A 1370-nucleotide genomic window follows, 5' to 3' on the forward strand; every position below is an offset into this window, starting at 1 on the left:
CACCAGCGTCGCGCCACCCGGCGCGTCAGGCGCTCGGCAAGGAGCGTGCGCAGCGCCAGGCCCGGCCGCCGGGCCCGCACCTCGCGGATATGCGCGGCGAGATCCAGCCCCGGAAACAGGTCGATCTCGAGCGGCCCGCCGGGCTGCCAGTACGAGGACGCCTGCAGGACGGAGGGCCCGCTCAGCCCGCGGTGAGTGAACAGGATATTCTCGCGGAAGGTCGCGCCGCCGGCGGCGGTCTCGGTATCAAGGGACACGCCGGCGAGATCGCCGAGGCGCTCGCGGGTGCGGGCATCCAGGATCACCGGCACCAGCGCCGCCCGGGTCGGCTGCACGGCGATCCCTAGCGAACGCGCGAAGTCGATGCCGAAGCCGGTGGCCCCCATCTTGGGGATCGAGTAGCCCCCGGTGGCGATCACCAGGGATGCGCAGGTCACCGCGCCGACCGCCGTGTCCAGCGCGTGCGGCTCGCCGGTGCGGATGTCGTGAACCGGTGCCTTGGTGCGCACGGTCACGTCTGCCGCGTCACACTCCTCCAGCAGGAGCGCCACGATGTCTTTGGAGGAGCGGTCGCAGAAGAGCTGCCCGAGCTTCTTCTCGTGGTAGGCCACCCCGTGCCGCTCCACCAGGGCGATAAAGTCCCACGGCGTGAAGCGGCTGAGCGCAGACTTCATGAAGTGGGGATTGGCGCTGAGGAAGTGCTCCGGGCCGGAGTACATGTTCGTGAAGTTGCACCGCCCGCCCCCGGACATGAGGATCTTCTTTCCCACCCGGTTGGCGTGGTCGAGCACCAGCACGCGGCGACCGCGCCGACCCGCCTCGATGGCGCACATCAGCCCGGCCGCGCCGGCGCCGATGATGACCACGTCCCAGTGCTGTTCCCTGTCCACCGTCTGCGTCATGGGCGCGCATTCTACGCGAAACGCCGCCATGGTCCGGCCCCGCTGCGTGAACTATCTTTTCCGGTGAGTGAGCGGCGCGATCCCCACCCGCAGCGGGACGGCCGACGGAGGGAGGTTGCCATGCAGATGACGCGACGCTTCTTCATCAGTACGGACATGGATGACCTCGAACGACTGGAGGAGGACCTGGAGGCAGCAGGCATCGTCACGCCCCAGTGCCACCTCCTCACCACGGACGACGCCGCGGCGGACAGTCACCGCCACCTCAACCAGGTCAAGGCCCTGATGAAGCGCGACCTGGTCCACTCCACGCTCATCGGCGCCGCGGTGGGCGCCGTGCTCGCCGTGATACTGCTGCTCATCGCCCATTTCGCCGGCTGGGTACACTCCGCCGCCGGCTGGCTGCCGTTCGTATTCCTGGCGATCATCACGCTGGGCTTTTTCACCTGGGAAGGGGGGTTGCGCGGC

At 69.0% G+C, this 1370-nt stretch carries 1 protein-coding gene and 1 pseudogene; one reads left to right on the forward strand and one right to left on the reverse strand.

Translation table 11 applies throughout. The features are described from left to right. Window positions 1–902 (reverse strand): aminoacetone oxidase family FAD-binding enzyme (locus G7A99_RS14790; RefSeq protein WP_163141490.1); only part of this gene is annotated, 902 nt, incomplete at its 3' end. A gap of 120 nt (window positions 903–1022) precedes the next feature. On the opposite strand from G7A99_RS14790, the pseudogene G7A99_RS14795 reads away from it, so the two are divergent. Next, a pseudogene (locus tag G7A99_RS14795) lies at window positions 1023–1370 on the forward strand (NAD/FAD-utilizing enzyme); the annotation flags it as partial.

Source organism: Arhodomonas sp. KWT (assembly GCF_010993615.1).